At 49.7% G+C, this 17,826-nt stretch carries 14 protein-coding genes and 2 tRNA genes; 3 read left to right on the top strand and 13 right to left on the bottom strand.

From position 1 onward, the window contains the following. Positions 1–13: 13 nt before the first annotated feature. The 8 genes from rimP to rlmE form a co-directional block, all read right to left on the bottom strand. The gene (gene rimP / locus ACSF8W_RS18860) at positions 14–469 is read right to left on the bottom strand and encodes a ribosome maturation factor RimP (RefSeq protein ID WP_500848704.1); all 456 of its coding nucleotides are present in this window, start codon (positions 467–469) and stop codon (positions 14–16) included. Between the two features lie 179 nt (positions 470–648). After that, positions 649–725: transfer RNA gene (locus ACSF8W_RS18855), tRNA-Met, on the bottom strand. 62 nt (positions 726–787) lie between these two features. Next, positions 788–872, bottom strand: a tRNA-Leu gene (locus ACSF8W_RS18850). 12 nt (positions 873–884) lie between these two features. Beyond that, positions 885–1,217, bottom strand: coding sequence for a preprotein translocase subunit SecG (gene secG, locus ACSF8W_RS18845; protein ID WP_500848703.1), 333 nt, complete (start codon positions 1,215–1,217; stop codon positions 885–887). Between the two features lie 189 nt (positions 1,218–1,406). Then, positions 1,407–2,744, bottom strand: coding sequence for a phosphoglucosamine mutase (gene glmM, locus ACSF8W_RS18840; protein ID WP_500848702.1), 1,338 nt, complete (start codon positions 2,742–2,744; stop codon positions 1,407–1,409). A 52-nt stretch (positions 2,745–2,796) separates the two neighbouring features. Beyond that, entirely contained in the window at positions 2,797–3,627 is an 831-nt protein-coding gene (folP, locus tag ACSF8W_RS18835; protein ID WP_500848701.1) for a dihydropteroate synthase, read from the bottom strand. Positions 3,628–3,755: 128 nt separating this feature from the next. Further along, positions 3,756–5,714: an ATP-dependent zinc metalloprotease FtsH gene (gene ftsH / locus ACSF8W_RS18830; protein WP_500848700.1), complete on the bottom strand. Its 1,959-nt coding sequence runs from the start codon at positions 5,712–5,714 to the stop codon at positions 3,756–3,758. A 49-nt stretch (positions 5,715–5,763) separates the two neighbouring features. Further along, positions 5,764–6,393 carry a 23S rRNA (uridine(2552)-2'-O)-methyltransferase RlmE gene (gene rlmE / locus ACSF8W_RS18825; protein WP_500848699.1) on the bottom strand — a complete coding sequence of 210 codons (630 nt, stop codon included), beginning with the start codon at positions 6,391–6,393 and terminating at the stop codon, positions 5,764–5,766. Between the two features lie 138 nt (positions 6,394–6,531). Here rlmE and yhbY point away from each other — a divergent pair, with 138 nt between their 5' ends. Further along, positions 6,532–6,828 carry a ribosome assembly RNA-binding protein YhbY gene (gene yhbY, locus ACSF8W_RS18820; RefSeq protein ID WP_500848698.1) on the top strand — a complete coding sequence of 99 codons (297 nt, stop codon included), beginning with the start codon at positions 6,532–6,534 and terminating at the stop codon, positions 6,826–6,828. Positions 6,829–6,911: 83 nt separating this feature from the next. Here yhbY and greA read toward each other — a convergent pair whose 3' ends face one another. Then, a complete protein-coding gene (greA, locus tag ACSF8W_RS18815) occupies positions 6,912–7,385 on the bottom strand; it encodes a transcription elongation factor GreA (protein WP_500848697.1) in 474 nt (157 codons plus the stop codon). Positions 7,386–7,893: 508 nt separating this feature from the next. Here greA and ACSF8W_RS18810 point away from each other — a divergent pair. Both ACSF8W_RS18810 and dacB read left to right on the top strand, forming a co-directional pair. Next, complete coding sequence (locus tag ACSF8W_RS18810; RefSeq protein WP_500848696.1) at positions 7,894–8,895, top strand: porin; 1,002 nt, start codon at positions 7,894–7,896, stop codon at positions 8,893–8,895. 104 nt (positions 8,896–8,999) lie between these two features. Beyond that, positions 9,000–10,499: a serine-type D-Ala-D-Ala carboxypeptidase gene (gene dacB / locus ACSF8W_RS18805; RefSeq protein WP_500848695.1), complete on the top strand. Its 1,500-nt coding sequence runs from the start codon at positions 9,000–9,002 to the stop codon at positions 10,497–10,499. An 83-nt stretch (positions 10,500–10,582) separates the two neighbouring features. Here dacB and ACSF8W_RS18800 read toward each other — a convergent pair whose 3' ends face one another. From ACSF8W_RS18800 to dapB, 4 genes are all read right to left on the bottom strand, one after another. Next, positions 10,583–11,461, bottom strand: coding sequence for a magnesium transporter (locus tag ACSF8W_RS18800; protein WP_500848694.1), 879 nt, complete (start codon positions 11,459–11,461; stop codon positions 10,583–10,585). Positions 11,462–12,006: 545 nt separating this feature from the next. Continuing rightward, positions 12,007–15,234, bottom strand: a complete 3,228-nt coding sequence (gene carB, locus ACSF8W_RS18795) for a carbamoyl-phosphate synthase large subunit (protein WP_500848693.1) — start codon at positions 15,232–15,234, stop codon at positions 12,007–12,009. Positions 15,235–15,250: 16 nt separating this feature from the next. Further along, positions 15,251–16,390 carry a glutamine-hydrolyzing carbamoyl-phosphate synthase small subunit gene (gene carA, locus ACSF8W_RS18790; protein WP_500848692.1) on the bottom strand — a complete coding sequence of 380 codons (1,140 nt, stop codon included), beginning with the start codon at positions 16,388–16,390 and terminating at the stop codon, positions 15,251–15,253. Between the two features lie 560 nt (positions 16,391–16,950). Next, a complete protein-coding gene (gene dapB, locus ACSF8W_RS18785) occupies positions 16,951–17,760 on the bottom strand; it encodes a 4-hydroxy-tetrahydrodipicolinate reductase (RefSeq protein ID WP_500848691.1) in 810 nt (269 codons plus the stop codon). Between the last annotated feature and the right edge of the window lie 66 nt (positions 17,761–17,826).

Here is a 17,826-nt window from a genome sequence, read left to right as displayed (position 1 = left end):
CCCAATTTAGCGGTTAGAACTTTGGAACCAGGTTGGCCTTGGAAATATTGCTTAGTGCAAATGTTTCTTCATTGCCATCAACGTTTAATGTGACAAGCTCACCGTCAACGGTCACGATGTCACCTTTCCACTTGCGACGGTTACCCATCGCCATTTTCAACACCAAGCTGACCTCGTGGCCAATAAACTGTTGGTAATGTGCGGCTTTAAATAGCGGTCTTTCTAGACCAGGGGAAGAGACCTCCAGGTTGTAAGCAACCGTGATTGGATCTTCAACATCCATCACTGCGCTGATCTGGCGGCTAACTTCTGCACAATCTTCAACAAAAATACCGTTTTCATGGTCAATAAAAACACGCAATGTTGAGTGTGCACCGGCACGGATAAATTCCAAACCGACTAATTCATAGCCTGTGGCCGTTACAGGCGCCTCAAGCAGTTCGGTCAATTGCATCTCTAAAGCTGTCAAGACAACCCCCCGGAAACAAAAAAAGGGCATAAAGCCCAGGAGATATCTGAATGGTCATATTTCAGATAATAAAAAACCCCGAATTACGGGGTTTATTATCACTGGACCCTGAATACCAAAGCAGTGACGCTTTGATAGAAAAAACAAATCTCATTAAGAGTAGTCGTTTTTTCGGAAAGTGGTTGCGGGGGCTGGATTTGAACCAACGACCTTCGGGTTATGAGCCCGACGAGCTACCAAACTGCTCCACCCCGCGTCCGTAATCTGACAACGATTATATCGTTCAGAGGTTACTCTTTCAAGTGAGTAACGGAATAATGGTGCCGAGAAGGGGACTTGAACCCCTACACCTTGCGGCACTAGCACCTCATGCTAGCGTGTCTACCAATTTCACCATCTCGGCTAAATTCTTTATTTACTGAGGAATATCACTGTTAACGGGTGCACTCTCAGTTTTCTCAACTGCTTGCTCAGTTGCTGGGGCATTTAAGTTTTCCCAACCGCTGGTTTCATTGGCTTGCTTGGCACTCATGTTGCCTAGAACAAGACTGATAATGAAGAATACAGTTGCTAAAATTGCAGTCATTCGGGTTAAAAAGTTACCGGAGCCGCTTGCGCCAAACAGTGTACCTGATGCGCCTGCGCCGAATGAAGCTCCCATATCTGCGCCTTTACCTTGCTGAACCAAAACTAGGCCAATAACACCAAGCGCAGCCAACAGATAAATCACAAGTAGAATTTCGTACATGTTTCCACCTATGGTTAAATTGTTGTGCCGGCTTTGCCAACAAAGCAGTGCCAGCGCACCCCTTCCCTCAGGAGCGGAATGAATACTAGCGAAACTGCTCTGTACTGACAAGTAAAATTTTGAGAAAAAGCCCTTCCTATGAATTACTTGTCGAAGTTTTAGGCAAAACCAGCACTAAGTTAAGAGAATCTAGCAGTTATCTTTAACTGCTTGCGCGATCTGCAAGGCTGAATCTTGTACCAATTGGGCATCTTCACCTTCGACCATGACACGGATCAGCGGCTCAGTCCCCGATTTACGTAGCAAAACACGCCCTTTCTCTCCCAGTTTAGCTTCTACGGCCGCTTGTGCCGCTAATACTGCTTCTGATTCCAACGGATTACTTTCGCCAGCAAAACGCACATTCTCCAGCACCTGTGGGTACATGGTCATGCCATCTGCCAACTCTTTCAGTGACATCTTACTGCCCACAATCGATGCCATCACCTGCAGCGCTGCAACAATACCGTCACCGGTTGTCACCTTATCAAGCAAAATCACATGGCCGGAGTTTTCTGCGCCAATCAACCAATCGTGCTTTTTCAGCTCTTCCATCACATAGCGGTCGCCCACTTTCGCACGAACGAACGGAATACCGAGGTTTTTCAAGGCGTTTTCCATGCCCAAGTTCGTCATCAGCGTACCGACAACGCCCCCTTTCAATTCGCCACGGCGCAACGCGTCACGGGCAATGATGTAAGCGATCTGATCGCCGTCAACCTTGTTGCCCTCTTCGTCAACCATGATGATACGGTCGCCGTCACCATCCAGTGCCACACCGAAATCGGCTTTTTCTTCCAGCACTTTTGCTTGCAGGGCTGCGACATCGGTCGCCCCCACTTTATCGTTAATGTTGGTGCCGTTTGGCTCACAACCGATAGTGATCACTTCTGCACCCAACTCTTTGAATACATTCGGGGCAATGTGGTAAGTCGCCCCATGGGCACAGTCCACCACGATCTTATAACCCGCAAGATCATATTTGCTTGGAAACGTACCTTTACAGAATTCAATGTAACGGCCCGCCGCATCATTGATACGGAATGCTTTACCCAACAAGGCCGATTCCACGCACGTCAGCGGTTTTTCCATTTCCGCTTCAATGGCCATTTCTACTTCATCCGGTAACTTGGTGCCTTCAGACGAGAAAAACTTGATGCCATTGTCATAGTACGGATTATGAGACGCTGAAATCACAATGCCCGCTTCCGCACGGAAGGTACGGGTTAAATACGCAACCGCAGGGGTTGGCATAGGACCGGTAAACGCCGCTTGTAAGCCGGCAGCGGCAAGACCCGCTTCTAGCGCGGATTCCAACATGTACCCAGAGATACGCGTATCTTTACCGATAATGACTTTACGCGTGCCTTGCTTCGCCAATACACGGCCAGCCGCCCAACCCAGTTTCAACACAAAGTCAGGGGTGATCGGTGCTTGACCCACTAAACCGCGTACGCCATCCGTACCAAAGAACTTACGTTCTGTCATGATTCGCTCCTAGCAAATTTTATTAACCTACGCGCCCTACGGCATGGCATGTTTAACGTTGCGACAACGTCATCTCACAGACTTTGAGTACATCAACCGTCTCTGCCGCGTCGTGAACGCGAATGATCTGCGCCCCTTTCATCGCGGCAATCGCTGCACACGCCAAGCTTCCCGCAAGACACTCCGCAGGTTTTTTATTTAATAATTTAAAGATCATCGATTTACGGGACATCCCTACCAACAAGGGTAGACCGAAACGATGAAAATCGTCCAAATGCGCAAGCAATTGATAATTCTGTTCGAGCGTTTTGCCAAATCCATACCCCGGATCCAGCAACAGCTGTGAGCGTGGGATCCCCACCGCATCACATGCCGCAACACGCTCGGTTAAAAACGCGCCCACATCCGCAATCACGTCACGGTATGTCGGCTGGGTCTGCATTGTACGTGGTTGACCTTGCATATGCATCAAGCAAATAGGGACACCCGCTTGTGCCGCCGCGGCTAACGCATCCGGCTCTTGCAATGCACGCACATCGTTAATGAGATCGGCCCCTGCTAACACTGACTCTCGCATCACTGCGGCTTTGCTGGTGTCTATCGAAATCCAGCAATCAAACCGCTGGCGCAAGGCTTCAATCACCGGGATCACACGTTCAAGCTCTTGGCTTTCACTGACCTCTGCCGCCCCCGGTCGGGTCGATTCCCCGCCAACATCCAAAATGCTGGTACCAGCCAATACCATTTTCTCTGCGTGACGCAATGCACTGTCGAGTTGATTAAATTTGCCACCATCGGAGAAAGAATCCGGGGTCAGATTGAGGATCCCCATGGTATGAGGACTGCTTAAATCGAGGGTTTTGGCTTTACTGGTTAATATCACGGATGGGGTCTCCCTGAATCCTTCCTGTTTAACTCCCCGGCATGAGGGAAAAACAGTGCGCAATAATATAAAAAGGGTCAATAAAAAAACCCCGACCTAGGCCGGGGTTTGGTATCGCTTGAATGCCGTTAAGCCTGTGGCTTATCGTCTTCGTTTTTCTGTAGCGATGGCGCTTCCGCCGCGTCAGGAGCTTGTTCAGCCTCTGTCGCTGCAGGCTCAGCGTTTGCCTCATCGGCAGCCGATGCTTTCAGCGTGTCACCTTCGTCACCCCAGCCTTTTGGTGCTCGGATTTCGCTCTTACGCTCCATCAGATCATCAATCTGGCCAGCATCGATCGTTTCGTACTTCATCAACGCATCTTTCATTGCGTGCATGATATCCATGTTTTGCTCAAGGATTTCACGGGCACGTTCATAGTTGCGGTCGATCAATGCACGAACTTCATTATCGATAAGTTTCGCGGTGTCATCAGACATGTGCTTGCTTTGTGTGACTGAACGGCCAAGGAAAACTTCGCCTTCATCTTCAGCATACAGCAATGGACCTAACTTCTCAGAGAAGCCCCACTGGGTGACCATCTTACGGGCAATATCTGTTGCACGTTCGATATCGTTTGATGCACCCGTTGACACTTTGTCTACGCCGTAAATCAGTTCTTCTGCCAAACGACCGCCGTACAGGCTTGAAATCATTGACTCAAGGAACTCACGCGAGTGGCTCACACGATCTTGCTCAGGCAAGTACATGGTCACACCCAGCGCACGGCCACGTGGAATAATAGACACTTTGTACACAGGATCATGGTCTGGTACGAGACGACCAATGATCGCGTGACCCGCTTCGTGGTATGCCGTGGATTCTTTCTGCTCTTCAGACATCACCATTGATTTACGCTCTGCGCCCATCATAATCTTGTCTTTAGCCAGTTCAAACTCCACCATCGATACGGTGCGTTTGTTACCACGTGCAGCAAACAAGGCTGCTTCATTTACCAAGTTCGCAAGGTCTGCACCTGAGAAGCCCGGTGTACCACGTGCAATCAGTTCTGGTTTCACATCACCATCTAGCGGCACTTTACGCATGTGCACTTTTAGGATCTGCTCACGGCCACGTACATCCGGCAAGCCTACGACAACCTGGCGGTCAAAACGACCAGGACGCAATAGTGCAGGGTCAAGTACGTCAGGACGGTTGGTCGCGGCAATCACGATGATGCCTTCGTTACCTTCAAAACCATCCATTTCAACCAGCATCTGGTTCAGGGTTTGCTCACGCTCATCGTGACCACCACCTACACCCGCGCCACGTTGACGGCCAACGGCATCGATTTCATCGATAAAGATGATACAAGGTGCCGCTTTCTTTGCTTGTTCGAACATGTCACGGACACGGGATGCACCCACACCGACAAACATTTCAACGAAGTCTGAACCAGAAATCGTGAAGAACGGTACTTTCGCTTCACCTGCAATGGCTTTCGCCAGCAAGGTTTTACCGGTACCTGGAGGACCGACCATCAAGACACCGGTCGGGATCTTACCGCCCAGCTTCTGGAAACGGCTTGGATCGCGCAGATAATCCACCAGTTCTTTCACATCTTCCTTCGCTTCATCACAGCCCGCCACGTCCGCAAAGGTCGTTTTGATCTGATCTTCGCTCATCATGCGGGCCTTGGATTTACCAAAGGACATAGCGCCTTTGCCACCGCCACCCTGCATTTGACGCATGAAGAAAATCCAGACACCGATGAGCAATAGCATCGGGAACCAAGAAATAAAGATAGAAGCAAGTAGGCTCTGTTCCTCAGGAGGCGTGCCCATTACTTTTACGTTAGCGTTAATCAGGTCGTCTAGCAGCTTTGGATCGTTATAGACGGGCAGATAAGTGACATAACGTGAGCCGTTGTCTTTAGTGACAGTCAGTTCACGATCATTAAATCGAACTTCCTTTACCTCGCCTGTTCCGATTTCACGGATGAATGCTGTGTAGTCGACTTGACGGCCAGCACTGTCACCGGGTCCGAAACTCTGGAATACAGACATCAGAACCACAGCGATAACCAGCCACAGAATCAAGTTTTTTGCCATGTCACTCAAGGTGTTAACCTCGCGATAACTAATAGATGAATTTAGGGTACTACAGTTTATAACCTGTAGCTACAATATAAACCTCACGAGAGCGATCTCGTGACGAATCAGGCTTACGAATTTTGACCACTTTGAACATACTACGCACGTCTGCCAGATATTGGTCAAAGCCTTCACCTTGGAAAACTTTTACCGCAAAGCTGCCATTCGGCGCAAGCACTTGTCGACACATATCTAATGCTAGTTCAACAAGATACATTGCTCTAGGTTGGTCAGATGCTAGATTACCACTCATATTGGGTGCCATGTCTGACAACACAACATCCACCATGTCAGGTTGAATACGCTCTAATAGCGCGTTCAACACTGCTTCTTCACGAAAGTCCCCTTGCAAAAAGCTTACGCCCGGCAAGGAATCCATCGGTAGAATATCACACGCGATGACTTGTCCATCATCACCTACAACCTCTGCCGCATACTGTGACCAACCGCCCGGTGCAGCACCGAGATCGACCACTGTCATACCCGACTTCAGCAGTTTGTCTTTCTGTTGAATTTCTTCAATTTTAAAAATAGCGCGAGAGCGGTAGCCCTTTTTTTGCGCTTCTAAAACGTATTTATCGTCAAAATGTTCTTTCAACCAACGGCCAGAACTGCCCGAATGCTTTTTTTTACTCATGATTTACCTAATGAGTTTGGGTACTTATCAAGTATACTCAGCAACACCACAAATGGCGTATACTAAACAAATTAGTCATCTAGACTATATGGCGTTAGAATACGCGGTTTTCAACCCTAAAGTTAATATAGAGTCGACATGAATCTAAGCACCAAGCAGAAGCAATTCCTAAAAGGTCTTGCCCACAACCTAAAACCTGTAGTTCTTATGGGTGCCAATGGCCTAACAGAAGCCGTACTTGCCGAGATTGAGCTGGCGCTTAATCACCATGAGCTTATCAAGGTTAAAGTGGCTGCTGAAGAGCGCGAGACCAAAGTTTTGATCGTTGACGCTATTGTCCGCGAAACTAAGGCTGAAAAAGTTCAGGTTATCGGTAAGACCCTAGTGCTATTCCGCCAAAGCGAAGATCGCAAGATCGAGCTACCGCGCAAATAAAAAAGGCCGCCGCTGCGGCCTTTTTTACTTTTCTTCATGGCACGGAACGCCATGAACGACTTTCTTTACCGCACAAAACGCGGTTAGATGTACGCAACTTCTGCGATTTCAAACTCACGCTTACCGCCCGGTGTAACGATCGTGACTTCGTCATCTTTCATTTTACCGATCAGGCCACGTGCGATTGGCGAGTTCACCGAAATACGGCCCGCTCGAATTTCTGCTTCGTCATCACCCACAATCTGATACGTCACTTCTTCTTCAGTATCGATATCAATCAGTGTAACGGTCGTACCGAAAATCACCTTGCCAGTATTCGTGATTTTTGTGACATCAATCACCTGTGAAACCGATAGCTTATATTCGATATCACGGATCTGCGCTTCACAAATACCCTGCTCTTCACGTGCTGCATGGTATTCCGCGTTTTCTTTCAAATCACCCAATTCACGCGCTTCGCCAATTGCTTGAGAAATAAGCGGACGACGCTTTGTTAGGACTTCCAGTTCTTCGCGTAGCAGCTTCTCGCCGCGTAACGTCATTGGAATCTTTTCCATAAATGTCTTACCTCAACGCCCTTATAGCGCTCGCTATAAAAGGCAAAAAAAAGCCAGTCCGGCATCATAACCGAACCAATAGATTAAATAAGGGATCTCTTCATTCTAAACAAAGATGCCCCAGAGATCATCCTTGTTGCGTGATCTAAGCCCCCAAGCGAATAAAACGAAATCAGTCATTAGGACGTTCATTTTCTCCCTTAGCGGATGTTGTTCTTTTTTTATGCGCCCCTGATCACAAATATACAGAATAGCTCATTTTTTTGCGCCTAAATGGACGACATGAAAAGTCTAAAAACAACTAAATCACACCTTCGCAATGAACTTTTCAATTTATTCGCAACCATCTGAATAAATTAGAAAATAAAAACAAAAAGCCGATCCCATTCATACCTTTACAGTATTTTTCAGTTTTTTTTACTAACAGTTTCGTCAGCACACCAGTAAAAAGAACGCCATGCATTTAGCACGGTTATGCATCCGACATAATTTCCAAAAGGATTCGACAATGAACAAAAAAATGATTGCTCTTGCTGTAGCAGCGGCCTCTATCTCTTCTCTAGCGAATGCAGCTGAAGTGTACTCTGACGAAACTTCTAGCCTAGCGGTTGGCGGTCGTTTTGAAGCACGTGGCGTTCTAGCGGACAATGATGCAGGTAACGGTAAAGTTACTGATGCAACACGTGTACGTATTAACGTAGCAGGTAAAACAGATATTTCTGAAGGCCTATACGGTGTCGGCTTCTTCGAAAAAGAATTCCAAAGTGCTGACAGCAGCGATGATGAAACCCGTTACGCTTACGCGGGTCTAGGTGGCACTTACGGCCAAGTGGTTTATGGTAAAGCAGACGGCTCACTGGGCATGCTGACTGACTTCACTGATATCATGGCTTACAACGGTAACGAAGCGGGTAACAAAATTGCAGCCGGCGACCGTACCAGCAACAACCTGTCTTACGTAGGTTCATTCGACCTTTCTGGCAACAACCTAACTGTTAAAGCGAACTACGTATTTGACGACGGTCAGAACACTGACGGTTACTCTGCAGCTGCAATGTACGCAATGGACATGGGTCTAGCGTTCGGTGCCGGTTACGGTGAACAAGACGGTCAGAGCACTCAAAACCTACACCAAGACAAGACGGCTAAACAGGCTTTCGGTGCGGTTTCTTACACCTTCGGTGACTTCTACGTAGCAGGTCTATTCCAAGACGCAGAAAACACTATCGTTAACGATGAAATCATCGATAACTCTCGCGGCTACGAACTAGCAGCAGCGTACTCTTGGAACCAGACAGTGTTCACATCTACGTACAACTACCTAGAAGACACTGATGCATCAGGCAAAGCGAAAGATCTACGTGACTCTCTAGCATTTGATGCAACTTACTACTTCAACAAGAACTTCCGCACTTACGCATCTTACAAGTTCAACTTGCTAGACAACGACTTCGTTGGCAAAGCAGCAGCATCTGACGAATTCGTACTGGGTGCACGTTACGACTTCTAATCCATTTGGGATTGATGTCAAAACGAATTCACGGCGCTGACCTTCGGGTTGGCGCCGTTTTGTTTTATGATGGCCCACCTTGGTGCACAAATGAAAGGTGATGCATGCTGCGTATTCTTATCGCTTCTTTGAGCCTCGCGCTCACGCTACCCGCCACTGCGGCAGAGACTGACCAACCAATTTCCCAACCGGCTGCCGCCACAAAAACGGTATCCGCCAAACACGCGGGCACATCGAGCACGGCCCATGCCCAGCGCTGGACACCGCCTTATCATTTACTGCCTGCCGGTCATGACAGCGCCCTGCTGATGGTCGATATGGCCAGTGGAAAAACGCTGTATCAGCACCGCTCCCATAAACTGCAGCCTCCCGCCAGTATTCAGAAGATGCTGACCGCTCTGGCAGCCAAGCTGTACTTACCGTCTGACTTCCGTTTCGAGACCACCTTGGCCCAGCACGGTAATGATCTGGTGATCCAATTCAGTGGCGATCCGACCTTGTCACGTAAACAATTAGCCGCCTTGCTCAAACAAGCTAAGCAAAAAGGGATCCGTACCATCAAAGGGGATATTTTGCTTAATGGCAGCGTCTTTAGCGGTCACGAGCATGCCACTGGATTACCGTGGGATATTCTGGGGGTCTGCTACAGCGCCCCCGCCAGCAGCCTGAGCTTAGAGCACAACTGTGTGCAGGGCGCGCTATACAGCAACCGCGCCCCAGGGCAACCAACACGGGTACACATTCCGAGCCACCAGCCTATTACCGCCACCAGCACCGCAACCGTTGGGCCAGAAAAGCCGAAAGACTCTGATTTTTGTGAATTACAGCTCAACGTCGCGCCTGATAATCACTACCAGCTAAGTGGTTGCTTACCGCAACGTAAGAACCCGCTGCCATTGAACTTTGCCGTGCAGGACACCGCCGCATACATTGGTGCGACCATCGAGCAGGAACTGAAACGTTTGGGTATGCGTTTTGAGGGTACGGTTCGCCGAGATGACAGCGCGACAGGTAAGATCATTGCCCGTCATCACTCAGCCTCTCTCAATGACTTGCTGACCACCATGGTGCAAGACTCAGATAATCTCATTGCCGATAACCTGGCAAAAACGCTGGGTGGTCGCTACTTCCAGCAAACAGGAAACTTCAGCAATGGCACCGCTGCCATCAAAGCCATTTTGCAGGAAAAAGCGCAGATTGATTTGGGCAATGCGGTATTGGCGGATGGCTCGGGCTTATCCCGCAATAACCGTCTCACGGCTGAGCAGATGCAGCAGATACTGACCTATATTTATCAGCACGATGAAACACTCGGCCTCATGAAGACCCTGCCAACCAGTGGCAAAACGGGCACCTTGCGCTATCGACAGAGCCTGCGTCAGGCACCGTTGGCCGGTCATATTAAGGCAAAGAGCGGCTCGCTGTATGGCACACATAACTTAGCGGGTTTTGTGCAGACGCAATCAGGTAAAAACATCTTAGTGGTACAGATGGTCACGGATTATCTGCCTGAACCTGCCGCGCCGGATGCACCGCGTGTAACCGCGCCAATCCAAGCGTTTGAAACCACGCTGTATGAAGATGTGTACTACGGCCGCTACTGAGCCAGTCACACGCTTTTGCATAAAAAAACGGCGAGTCTGCGGCATGCATGACTCGCCGTTTTTTCTCCCTATTATTCAGGCGTTCAGGCTAACCCCAGCACAGCATTCACGGTGTTGAAGTAAATAATCATCCCAGTAATATCCACCACCGAAGCCAGCACGGGGCTAACCAACACCGCGGGATCCAGTTTCAACGCACGGGCAATCATCGGCAGTACGCCGCCCACCGTGGTCGACAACACCACCTGCAACGCGATCGCCACACCAATCGCCAGCGCAATATCACTGAGCTGCATGCCAAACGGCAACAAGGTGCTGTCACTGAAGAGTAACACTCGGCCCATGATCACGGTGGCTAACACCGCCGCAAGTACTAAGGCGACGCGAAACTCTTTCCACATCACCCGCACCCAATCTCGACAATGGATCTCTTCCATTGCCAATGCCCTTACCACCAATGTCGCTGCCTGTGAGCCCGTATTACCGCCAGCAGCCGCGATCACAGGCATGTAGATCGCCAACAACACCAGCTGACTCAAGGTATCTTCATAGTGTGAGATGATCAAACCGGACACAATCCCCAGCAGTGCCAGGCCAACAATCCAGCCGATACGCTCACGCACATGGCTGAACACGCTGTTTTGCAAATAATGGCCAGCAGGCTCCGCTTCCGAGCAAATCAGCCCCAGCGCGTTTGCCAAGTGGCGCATGCACACTTCTTCCCCGCATTCATCCAGTCTGTCGAGCAGGCTTTGCACGTGACGCAACGGGATCTCATGCAGCATCGCAATGGCTTCGGCCAGTGGCATTTTCACTAACAACGCCGCCTGCTCATCCAAGCTGTATTTCAAAAACGCATTGCGCACCGCCAAAATATCGCGCTGAGCAAACGCCGTTTTATGTTGTGTATTACGTTCTGTTTTTTCTGCTGCAGCACTGGCTGCATAGTGCATTACCGCCATGGCGAATCTCCCGATTGGCTAACAGTAACGACCACCGGAGCACCGTGCGATACAAGCTGTAGGCACACCCCTGCCTTGCCACGACAGCACGCGAATACACATTCACGGCGCAGGCACACAAGGACACGACCACAGACACGTAACGTCAGTGGACACTCACTAATGAGAATAAGGCAAGAAAATCGAGGAAAGGTGTTTTAAAGGGGTATCAAACAATAATAAAAACAAACCATTCCGAACCTGTGGGGGCGGTTCGGACACAAGGAGACCGACGACGCCGTTAGCAGGGGTGATTTTCCAGCTTCATACTCGGGGGATGGTCGGTATCGTTCATGATGTCTCCAAAGAAAATATGTCGCTTATGCGACGGCGATTATTTTACGCTCTTTTGGCATACATACCAGCCTCTGGACAGAAAAAGACAGACAAAAACGTCACAGCATGTGTCATGCCAAACTGGAGACAGATAAAAACAAGAGGCAAAAAACAGGCAAAAAAAATCCCTCGCTGAGCGAGGGATTTTCCGTCATGTGCCTTAAGGGCAATTACGCGTTGTTGTTAATACGCGCGTGCAGCTCTTGTACTGATGTCACGGTATTACGGTCATCTGCCGTCCATGCCATGCAGGTCGCGAAAGCAGCGTTTAGCGTTGTGGTGTAGTTCACCTTCTCCGCCAACGCGCCACGGCGTAGCAACTTAGAATCTTCAATCGCCTGACGACCTTCCGCCGTATTCACAATGTAGGTGTACTCATTGTTTTTAATACGGTCAAGAATGTGCGGACGACCTTCGTGTACCTTGTTCACCAAGCGAGGGTTAATGCCGGCTTCACCCAGTACCACTGCAGTGCCGTGTGTCGCGTCCAGCTCGTAACCTTGTTTCACCAGCTTAGAGGCCAGGTCAACCACACGCTGCTTGTCGTTACCACGTACAGACAGTAGCGCACGGCCTTTCGCTTGCTTCACTTTGCCACAACCTAGCTCGGCCTTCGCAAACGCTTCAGCAAACGTATTGCCCACGCCCATTACCTCACCGGTTGAGCGCATTTCTGGACCAAGCAATGGGTCAACACCCGGGAACTTGTTGAATGGCAACACCACTTCTTTCACCGAGTAGTACGGTGGAATAATTTCTTTGGTGAAACCTTGCGATGCCAACGACTGACCTGCCATCACGCGTGCGGCGATTTTCGCTAGCGGCGCACCGGTGGCTTTTGACACGAACGGTACCGTACGTGCTGCGCGTGGGTTCACTTCAATCAAGTAAACTTCGTTGTCTTTCACGGCAAACTGCGTGTTCATCAAGCCACGTACACCCAGCTCAAACGCAAGGTTCTTCACTTGCTCACGCATCACATCCTGAATGTCGTTGCTCAGCGTGTACGCTGGCAGAGAACAGGCTGAGTCACCCGAGTGAACACCCGCTTGTTCGATATGCTCCATGATGCCGCCGATAACCACTTGCTCACCATCGCAAATCGCATCCACATCCACTTCAATCGCGTCATCCAAGAAGCGGTCAAGCAACACTGGCGATTCGTTTGATACGCTCACGGCTTCGTTAAAGTAACGGCGCAAGTCAGCTTCGTCATACACGATTTCCATCGCACGACCACCCAGTACGTAAGACGGGCGAACCACCAATGGGAAGCCGATGTCTTTCGACTTTTCAATCGCTTGCTCCATGGTCGTCACGGTCGCATTTTCTGGCTGTAGCAGGCCTAGACGGTCAACCGCTTGCTGGAAACGCTCACGGTCTTCCGCACGGTCAATTGCATCCGGGCTGGTACCGATGATAGGCACACCCGCCGCTTCCAGTGCACGCGCCAGTTTCAGTGGTGTTTGGCCACCGTACTGAACAATCACACCTTTTGGCTTTTCAACACGCACGATAGCCAGTACATCTTCCAGCGTAACGGGTTCGAAGTACAAACGATCTGATGTGTCGTAGTCCGTTGAAACCGTTTCAGGGTTACAGTTCACCATGATGGTTTCGTAACCGTCTTCACGCAGCGCTAGCGAGGCGTGTACACAGCAGTAATCGAATTCGATACCTTGGCCGATACGGTTTGGACCGCCGCCCAAGATCATGATCTTGTCTTTGTCGGTAGGCTGCGCTTCACACTCTTCATCGTAAGATGAGTACATGTACGCAGTGTCAGACGAGAATTCTGCCGCACAGGTATCCACACGCTTGTACACCGGGTGAATATCATATTGATCACGCAGCTTGCGAATTTCAGACTCAGCGATACCCAGCAATTTCGCCAGACGTGCATCGGCAAAACCTTTACGCTTCAACTTGCGCAGCATATCCGCGTTAAGGCCGGCGAAACCGCCCTCTTTCACGGCGTTTTCTAGTTTCACCAACTCTTCAATCTGAACCAGGAACCAACGGTCTACGTTAGTCAGGTTAAAGACGCCATCCACCGACATACCGGCACGGAACGCATCCGCGATGTACCAAATACGCTCAGCACCCGCATCTTTCAGCTCGTGACGAATTTTTGTTAGGGCATCCGGTGCATCCAGATCCACCATTTCGTCAAAGCCGCTCGCGCCAACTTCTAGGCCACGCAAGGCTTTCTGTAATGATTCCTGCTGGTTACGGCCAATCGCCATCACTTCGCCCACTGACTTCATCTGTGTAGTCAGACGGTCGTTTGCACCGGCAAATTTTTCGAAGTTAAAGCGAGGGATCTTGGTCACAACGTAGTCGATGGTTGGCTCAAACGATGCCGGTGTTGCACCACCGGTGATGTCATTCATCAACTCATCCAGGGTGTAACCAATCGCCAGTTTCGCCGCTACTTTTGCAATCGGGAAGCCCGTTGCTTTTGATGCCAACGCAGAAGAGCGCGATACACGTGGGTTCATTTCGATGATAACCATGCGGCCATCTTTCGGGTTGATACCAAACTGGACGTTTGAACCACCGGTTTCTACGCCGATTTCACGCAGTACCGCCAATGATGCGTTACGCATCAACTGGTATTCTTTATCCGTTAGCGTTTGTGCTGGTGCAACGGTGATGGAGTCACCCGTGTGGATACCCATCGCATCGAAGTTTTCAATCGCACAAACAATAATGCAGTTGTCGTTCTTATCGCGAACCACTTCCATCTCGTACTCTTTCCAGCCGATCAGGGATTCATCGATAAGCAGTTCGTTGGTCGGTGACAAATCTAGGCCACGACGACAGATTTCTTCGAACTCTTCTTTGTTATACGCGATACCGCCGCCAGTGCCACCCATGGTGAATGACGGACGGATGATACAAGGGAAACCCACCATATCGAGGACTTTATACGCCTCTTCCATACTTTGGGCAGTATCGGCACGCGGACACGCCAAACCGATAGATTTCATCGCCTTATCAAAGCGTGAACGGTTTTCTGCTTTATCAATCGCGTCAGCCGTTGCACCGATCATTTCGACACCGAACTCAGCCAGCACACCGTGCTTTTCAAGGTCTAGCGCACAGTTCAGTGCTGTCTGGCCACCCATGGTTGGCAGTACCGCATCTGGACGTTCTTTTTCAATGATCTTGCGTACCACTTCCCAGTGAATCGGCTCGATGTAGGTTGCGTCCGCCATGTCCGGATCGGTCATGATGGTTGCCGGGTTCGAGTTCACCAGAATAACGCGGTAGCCTTCTTCACGCAGAGCTTTACACGCTTGCGCACCAGAATAGTCAAACTCACAAGCCTGACCGATAACAATTGGGCCAGCACCCAGGATTAGAACACTTTTAATGTCAGTACGTTTTGGCATTGCTTACTACTCCGGCTTAGGCGCTGTGCTGCTTAATGAGGTCGATAAAATGGTCAAACAGTGGGGCTGCATCGTGCGGACCCGGGCTTGCTTCTGGGTGCCCTTGGAAACTAAATGCAGGCTTATCGGTACGGTGAATACCTTGTAGCGAACCATCAAACAATGACTTGTGCGTTGCACGCAGATTCTCAGGCAGGGTCGCTTCATCAGCAGCAAAACCGTGGTTCTGGCTGGTGATCATCACGACATTGCGCTCAAGATCTTTCACTGGGTGGTTTGCACCGTGGTGACCGAACTTCATTTTTACGGTTTCAGCACCACTGGCGAGTGCCAAAATTTGGTGACCCAGACAGATACCGAAAATCGGCAGGCCTTTTTCCAGGAACACTTTGGTCGCTTCAATGGCGTACGTACATGGCGCAGGGTCACCCGGGCCATTCGAAAGGAAGACACCGTTCGGGTTCAGTGCAAGCACCTCTTCCGCTGACGCTTGTGCCGGTACGACCGTCAGGCGACAACCACGGTCAACCAGCATGCGCAGGATATTGCGTTTCGCGCCAAAGTCATACGCGACAACGTGGTATGGCAACTCGCTGTCATCTTTCGCTTCTGGCAAACCACCTTCCAGTGTCCATGAGCCTTGTTTCCACGTGTACGTTTCCGCCGTGGTCACTTCTTTGGCCAAATCCATACCCTTCAAACCTGGGAAGGCTTGCGCTTGTGCCAGTGCCCATGCTTCATCCAGATTGTTACCTGCAATGATACAGCCGTTCTGTGCCCCTTTTTCGCGTAATAGACGGGTCAGTTTACGGGTATCGATGTCAGCGATGCCGACAATGTTTTGAGATTTAAGGTAATCAGAAAGGGACTGTTCACTGCGGAAATTAGAAGCAATGAGCGGGAGATCGCGGATAACCAAGCCTTGCGCATGGATAGAGGAGGATTCTTCGTCTTCGGCATTGGTGCCGGTGTTGCCAATATGGGGATAAGTAAGTGTCACAATCTGTTGAGAATAAGAGGGATCAGTGAGAATTTCCTGATACCCCGTCATAGAGGTATTAAAAACAACTTCACCAACGGCCGAACCATCTGCCCCAATGGACACGCCGCGGAACACTGTCCCATCTTCCAGGACTAACAGCGCTGATTTGCTCAAGACAACCTCCAAAATAAATAAAAATGCAACAGAAACAGATAAACTTGCAATTACCCATTCAATACCATGTCAAACATCACAACAAGAAGATTTTTGACAAATTGCGCGCATTTTAGAGGCGACCGTTTGCGCTGTCAATAATTCGGCTAAAAATAAATTTATTTATAAGCCGTTAGCCACCAAAACACCACTAAGTCCCAAAAACCACAAGAAAACCCAGCATTATAGTGCCGCAATTTTCACCATTCAAAATTTTATCGTTTGCGCAAAACACGCAAAAACAAAAAGCAATCAACACACATAAAAACACAAAATAAAAGCAAGTTAAGTGATTATTTTAATCGCTAAAGGCTAGATCGAAAACAAACAAGACAAAAACAAGGGTTTTTCGCGTGTTTTTCTCGCGCAGAAACACAGGTAAACACACGCTGCAGCACGGCAGTTATATTCACTGTTTATTCATGGAAGATTTGAGAGGGGAATAACAAGAAAAAAGGATACCCCTTGGCGATATTCGAGAAAGGGGTATCGATAATGCGGCGTTTTTGACCGGTTATGCGTTAGAGTTGATCTAAACTCAGCACATCTTGCATGGTATAGAAGCCGGCTGGCTTGTCATTGAGCCAAATGGCGGCGCGAACGGCTCCATTGGCAAAGGTCATACGATCAGTGGCTTTATGGGTAATTTCAACACGCTCACCAATATCGGCAAACATGGCGGTGTGTTCACCGACAATGTCACCCGCACGGATCGTGGCAAAGCCGATTTCATCACGGCTACGCTCACCGGTGATCCCTTCACGGGCATACACCGCGACATCACTGAGCTTATTTCCCATCGCGCCAGCAATGGCTTCACCCATCCCGATCGCGGTACCCGAAGGGGCATCCACTTTGTGGCGGTGGTGGGCTTCGATGATCTCGATATCGCAGTAATCCCCCATCACTTTGGCCGCTTTTTCTAACAGCTTAAAGACCAAATTCACGCCTACGCTGTAGTTAGGGGCCATTACCACGGGCATCACAGCAGCAGCAGCATCAATCTGCGCACGCTCTTCTTCCGAGAATCCGGTGGTACCAATCACGATTTTCTTACCGTGCTGCTGGCAAAACGCAATATTGGCTAATGTCGCCACGGGTGCGGTGAAGTCGATCAAGACATCAAAGTCATCTGCGGCTTTCGCCAGATCATCCACAATCGCTACCGATACGGCACCAATCCCAGCCAGTTCACCCGCATCCGCTCCCACCAACGTCGACTCTGAACGCTCTGTGGCTGCTCCTAATGCCGCGTGCTCTGACAAATGGGTGGCTTTGAGTAGCTGGCGACCCATGCGTCCCGCTGCACCAGCAATCGCAATTCTTACCATGGGGTAAGTTCTCCCTTAGTTGAGTATGTGTTTCACTTTGCCCCAATGTAGCTTGTTGACGGCAAT

The organism is Photobacterium sp. 270122K (assembly GCF_059941365.1).
This window is presented reverse-complemented; position numbering and strand designations above follow the sequence as displayed.

Bases quoted from the DNA above. Each gene is read 5' to 3' on its own strand.
- dapB (WP_500848691.1), bottom strand. From the start codon at position 17,760: ATGGTAAGAATTGCGATTGCTGGTGCAGCGGGACGCATGGGTCGCCAG.
- ACSF8W_RS18800 (WP_500848694.1), bottom strand. From the start codon at position 11,461: ATGGCGGTAATGCACTATGCAGCCAGTGCTGCAGCAGAAAAAACAGAA.
- secG (WP_500848703.1), bottom strand. From the start codon at position 1,217: ATGTACGAAATTCTACTTGTGATTTATCTGTTGGCTGCGCTTGGTGTT.
- yhbY (WP_500848698.1), top strand. From the start codon at position 6,532: ATGAATCTAAGCACCAAGCAGAAGCAATTCCTAAAAGGTCTTGCCCAC.
- greA (WP_500848697.1), bottom strand. From the start codon at position 7,385: ATGGAAAAGATTCCAATGACGTTACGCGGCGAGAAGCTGCTACGCGAA.
- ACSF8W_RS18810 (WP_500848696.1), top strand. From the start codon at position 7,894: ATGAACAAAAAAATGATTGCTCTTGCTGTAGCAGCGGCCTCTATCTCT.
- dacB (WP_500848695.1), top strand. From the start codon at position 9,000: ATGCTGCGTATTCTTATCGCTTCTTTGAGCCTCGCGCTCACGCTACCC.
- rlmE (WP_500848699.1), bottom strand. From the start codon at position 6,393: ATGAGTAAAAAAAAGCATTCGGGCAGTTCTGGCCGTTGGTTGAAAGAA.
- glmM (WP_500848702.1), bottom strand. From the start codon at position 2,744: ATGACAGAACGTAAGTTCTTTGGTACGGATGGCGTACGCGGTTTAGTG.
- carB (WP_500848693.1), bottom strand. From the start codon at position 15,234: ATGCCAAAACGTACTGACATTAAAAGTGTTCTAATCCTGGGTGCTGGC.
- ftsH (WP_500848700.1), bottom strand. From the start codon at position 5,714: ATGGCAAAAAACTTGATTCTGTGGCTGGTTATCGCTGTGGTTCTGATG.